Source organism: Streptomyces oryzae (genome assembly GCF_017676365.1).
Classification (GTDB): Bacteria; Actinomycetota; Actinomycetes; order Streptomycetales; family Streptomycetaceae; genus Streptomyces; species Streptomyces oryzae.
On record NZ_JADKMA010000308.1, the window covers coordinates 1 to 5,001 of the forward strand.

General features: G+C 73.6%; 4 protein-coding genes. 1 reads left to right on the forward strand and 3 read right to left on the reverse strand.

The genetic code is table 11. The features are described from left to right. Nucleotides 1-2,026, reverse strand: a 2,026-nt coding sequence (locus ITI46_RS33010; RefSeq protein ID WP_247746965.1) for a bifunctional glycosyltransferase 87/phosphatase PAP2 family protein, incomplete at its 3' end; no start/stop codon positions are given. A gap of 367 nt (nucleotides 2,027-2,393) precedes the next feature. Here ITI46_RS33010 and ITI46_RS33015 point away from each other — a divergent pair. Next, nucleotides 2,394-2,774 (forward strand): antibiotic biosynthesis monooxygenase family protein, encoded by a 381-nt coding sequence (locus ITI46_RS33015; protein ID WP_209243631.1) that lies wholly within the window; start codon nucleotides 2,394-2,396, stop codon nucleotides 2,772-2,774. 84 nt (nucleotides 2,775-2,858) lie between these two features. Here ITI46_RS33015 and ITI46_RS33020 read toward each other — a convergent pair whose 3' ends face one another. Further along, a complete protein-coding gene (locus tag ITI46_RS33020; protein ID WP_209243632.1) occupies nucleotides 2,859-3,545 on the reverse strand; it encodes an HAD-IA family hydrolase in 687 nt (228 codons plus the stop codon). A 207-nt stretch (nucleotides 3,546-3,752) separates the two neighbouring features. Continuing rightward, nucleotides 3,753-4,865: a peptidoglycan-binding protein gene (locus tag ITI46_RS33025; protein ID WP_209243633.1), complete on the reverse strand. Its 1,113-nt coding sequence runs from the start codon at nucleotides 4,863-4,865 to the stop codon at nucleotides 3,753-3,755. Between the last annotated feature and the right edge of the window lie 136 nt (nucleotides 4,866-5,001).

Here is a 5,001-nt window from a genome sequence, read left to right on the forward strand (position 1 = left end):
CCTCAGCCCCCTCAGCCCCCTCAGCCCCGTCAGTCCCGTCAGCCCCGGGCAGCGCTCCGTCGCCGCCCCTGACGCGGGCGAGCCATCGCTGGCCGTAGAAGCCCGCTGTCACGACGGCGACGCCGCCAGCGGCGTCCAGCAGATAGTGGTTGGCGGTGGCCATCACCACGAACGTCGTCAGCAGCGGATAGAGCGCGCCGAGCGCCCGGAGCCACAGATTCCGGGTGAGGGAGAAGACGACGATCGCGCACCACAGCGACCAGCCCACGTGCAGCGACGGCATCGCCGCGTACTGGTTGGACAGCTGGGTCAGCGCGCCGAAGTCCGGGTTGGACAGATCCTGCGGGCCGTGTGCCGTGTCGATGTAGCCCTGGCCCGGCATCAGCCGCGGCGGCGCGAGCGGGTACAGCCAGAAGCCGATCAGCCCGAGCAGCGTGGCGAAGCTCAGCGCCGTGCGCGCGGGCCGGTACTGCGGCACACGGCGTGCGTACAGCCAGCCCAGCAGGGCGATCGGCACCAGGAAGTGGAACGTCGTGTAGTACGTGTCGCAGGCGTCGCGCAGCCACTCCGTACGCGCGGCCAGCCGGTTGAGGCTGTGTTCGATGTCGATGTGGAGGAAGGACTCCGCGGTCAGTATCTGGTGGCCGTGCCCCTCGGCCAGGGAGCGCGAGTCGGGTGCGTGGCCGCGGACATAGGAGTACGCCCAGTAGCCGACGCGGATCAGCAGCAGCTCCAGCATCAGGTTGGGGCGGCTGAGCGGACCCGAGGGTTCCGGACGGGCCCAGGCCGGTGAGGTGCGCAGCGCGAACGGGACGGCGCAGGAGGCCAGCAGCGCCGCCAGCAGCACCGCGTTCTGGCCCAGCACATCGAAAGCGGCGACCTTGGGGACCAGCGCGGTGCCGTCCAGCGTCATCACCATCACCACGAACACCGGCCACACCAGCCGGTCCCCGCTACGCCGGCCGACCCGGCCCACCACCGCCAGCAGCACCCACAGCTGCTGGTGCTGCCAGGCCATCGGCGAGGCCGCCACCGCTGCGCAGCCCACGACGGCGGCGGCCAGCAGCAGTTGCCCGTCGCGCGCATAGCGCACCGCCCGACGCAGCGCCAGCCAGCTGACGGCGCCCGCCATCACCGCCAGCGGCACCGCCTCCGGCCAGCCGTGCAGCCCGGCGCGCAGCAGGGCGCCGTGCAGCGACTGGTTGGCGGTCGCGTCCGCCGGATCGCCGAGGCCGGCACCGGCGACGTGGTGTATCCAGTACGTCCACGAGTCGCCCGGCATGGCGGCCCAGGTCGCGAGGGTGCAGATGAGGAACGTTCCCGCACCCGAGACGGCGGCCGTACGGCGCCCGGTGAGCCACAGCAGCGGTACGAACAGCAAGGTGGCCGGCTGCAACGCGCCCGCGACGCCGATGAGTACACCGCCCGCCTTCCCACCGAGGGCCGCCACGGCCTTCCCGCGGATCGTCCCGCGGACCTCGCCGCTGAGACGTCCCAGGAGCGCGCGCTTTCTGCCGCGCTCCGCGTCGCCGTCGTACGCCCCCTGCGCGCCCCTGGCACGCTGCCCGTTCTCGCCGCCCAGCAGCCAGCCGACCAGCACCAACAGCACCGGCAGCACGCTGGTCTGCCCGAGGTGGAAGGTGTTGCGCACCGGCACCGACAGCACCAGCAGGCTCAGCGCGACCGGCACCGCGAACAGTGCGGTACGCCGCGAGACCGGCCCGGGCAGCGCGCGTGCGGCCACTACACCGACGGCGGCGACCAGCAGCAGCGTGCCCAATGTCCAGGCCACGCCCAGCCCTTGCTCGGCGGCGCGGGTGAGCGGTTTGAGCACCAGCCCGGCGAAGGGCGTCCCGGTGAAGGGCGTCTCACCGTCGTAGAGGGAACCGTGCACGCGCAGCACACCGTTGTCGCCGATCCAGGCGAACAGGTCCACGAACCGCTCGTCCTGAGGGAGCCGCAATACGGCAGCCGCCTGCCGGACGGCCAGCGCCAGTGCCAGCAGCCACAGCCCCGCCAGCACCATTCCGGAACGGGACCCCAGCCGCGCCCACTGCCGGGCCGGTCTGCGGAACGGTCCGCCCGGTCCGCTTCCGGGCTGGTGCCATTCGCCGCCCCGGTCCGGCCCCTTGGGCCCCTCCGCCACCGATTCCGCCGCCACGCCCCGCCGTCTCCGTCCTGTCCGCCGGTGTTCTTCTCCGCGGGTCCCCCCGCACTCGTCCGGATCCGCCCCGCCCGGCACCGAGGGCCGGCCCCGCCCTCAGAGCCGACCTTCAGGTTCAGACGCCAGAAACCTACTCGCTACCTGACAGCCGTGCGCGTCCGGGCACCGAACCGGACAGACCTGTCACCGGGGCGGCGGCGTGCTCCGTGCGGTGAGGCAGGATGGGGCCATGAGCATCGTCAAGATCAATGCGCTGACAGTACCGGCTGACCAGCGGGAGGTCCTGGAAGAGCGGTTCGGCGCCCGCAAGGGCTTCGTGGAGAGCGCCGACGGCTTCGAGTGGTTCGAGCTGCTGCGTCCGCTGGAGGGGACCGACCGCTATCTCGTCTACACCCGTTGGCGGGACGAGGAGTCCTTCCAGGCATGGATGAACGGGCCCATGAAGGAGGCGCACCAGCGCGCGAAGGGCGCCGACAGCGGCGCGGAAGGCAAGCCCGCCGCGTCCGGGGACGGGGCAGGGTCGGAGTCCGCCGAGCGGCCGAAGCCGGTGGCGACCGACTCGGAGACCTGGTCGTTCGAGGTCGTACAGCAGGCGCCGCCGAAGAAGTGACGCCCGCGCGGGGCTCTGGGGCGGGGCCCGATTGCCGGCCCCGAGTCTTCGGCCTTCGGCTCGGCTGGCCCCTCTCGGCCCCTCTCAGCCGTCGAAGACCTCGAAGGTCTCGAAGGCCTCGAACGTGAGGCGGACCCGGCCGTCCGCCAGCGGGGTGACCCGCATCTGCTCCAGGTCAGGTACGTGCACGGTCGGACCGTGTTCGGCGGCGCGCGGGCCGACGCCGACGACCGGCATACCCGCGGCCAGACCCGCCGCGACACCCGCGCCGGAGTCCTCGAACACCGCGCACTGTTCGGGCGGGAAACCCAGCTCTGCCGCGCCCTTGAGGAAGCCCTCGGGATCGGGCTTGCTGGCGGAGACATCCGCGGCGGTGATCCGGAGCGCCGGCATCCGCAACCCGGCCGCCGCCATCCGCGCCGCCGCCAGCTCCGGGGTCGCAGAGGTCACCAGGGCGTGCGGAACGTCCTCCAGCGCCGCGAGGAAGGCGGGCGCGCCGGGCACCGGGACGATGCCGTCGGTGTCGGCGGTCTCCTGGGCGAGCAGGACGCGGTTCTCCGCGTAGTTCTGCTCCATCGGGCGGTGCGGGAGCAGGGCGGCCATCGTCATGTGCCCTTGGCGGCCGTGTGCGACGCGCAGCACCTCGTCGGGGTCGAGCCCCTGCTCGGCGGCCCAGCCCCGCCAGACCCTGGCGACCACGGCGTCGGAGTCGAGGAGCGTGCCGTCCATGTCGAGCAGCAGCCCGCGGACGGTGAGCGGAGGTGTGGACATGCGAGGCTCCCCGGGATCGCGGTCGGCGCGCGGCGGCAGCAGGAAACAGATGGCCCGCCCGCCGGTCAGGGACGCCCCTCCCGTCAGGTGAGGGACACGGGCGGGACCATTTGTTTTCGCATCATACAAACCTGTCCGGGAAATCGGCCAGCCCTGTGCACACTTCCGCGCACCCCTCAGAGCCTCAGGGCCGCAGAGCCTCAGGCCTCAGCCCGATGTCCGCGCCTCCAGATGGCGCCTGGTGGCCGGGCCGTACTCACCGGGTGCGTCGTCCCACAGGTGGTAGTGCGCCTGGTATTGGAAGACCGCTTGCTGGACCTGCGAGGAGTAGACGCCGTCCTCGGGTGCGCTGCGGTCGTAGTAGCCGGCCTCCTTCAGACGGCGCTGCAGCTCGACCACCTCTGTGCCGGAGTCGCCGGGGCGCAGCGTCTGGCCGGAGGAGTGGCCCGGCCACTGCTGATGCGGGCGGCCGTAGCCCCGCTGCCCCTCCCCGGGGCGGACCGGCCGGCCGGAGTGGCTCTTTCCGGCCCGGGTGGGCGACGGGCGGGTGGTGTGCTCGCCGCCGTCCCGGCCGGCGCGGGGCGTGCCCGGGGCTGCGCTGCGGGAGGGAGCGGGCTTCGGCTGGCTGCTGCGCTCGGGCTGCTGCTCGGTGGAGGGGGAGGGCGAGGGCAGGTCGTCGTCCTCCGTGGGCGCACCGGTCGGCATGTGGGGCAGCGCGCGGCCGTCCCCGGCGCGGCTGCCGTCGTCGGTCATCACCTGGGTGGTCAGCAGGCCCCCGCCGAGTACTGCCGCCACCCCGACCCCGGCGAACACGGCCGTGCTGGGTCTGCGGCGCTCCCGTACCCGGCGGTGGGACGCGGACGTCCGGTCGGCCGCCCCGGAGGGCTGTACGCGGCGGCGCAGCCCGGCCCGGCCACCGCCCCGGCCGCCGTCCTGACCCCCGTCCCGGCCGCCGTCCGATCCGGTCACGGCGGGCAGCTCGGCCGTCTCCTCCGTGCCGTGTTCGGCGAACGGCGAGAGGTCGGGCAGCGGCACATGGGCGTCCCCGGTGGTGCCCGGCAGCTGCCCGGGCGCCCGTTCGGCCGCCTGCTCGTGCGGGGCCTGCGGGGCCTGCGGGCTCTGCGGGGCCTGCGCGGTGCCGCCCTCCCGCAGCTGTACGTAGGGGCGGATGTGGAGCGGGTCCTCCGGCTCGTGCGCCGGCTCCGCGTGCCCGGCCGGCTCTCCCCCGCCGAACGGCTCGCCCCCACCGGCCGCCGCGTCAGTGTGAGTGCCCGACTCCGCGCTCCGGCCGCGCTCGGGACTTCGTCCGTCCCCCGCCATCCCGGTCCCCTCCCCTGGCACCACCATGCCGTCGACTGCCCGGTGGCCGTGCCCGAATCGCCAGCAACTGTCCAGCCCTGGACCATACGCGGTCAACGACGGTCAGGGTCAAGCGCACGGGAAAACCCGACAGATG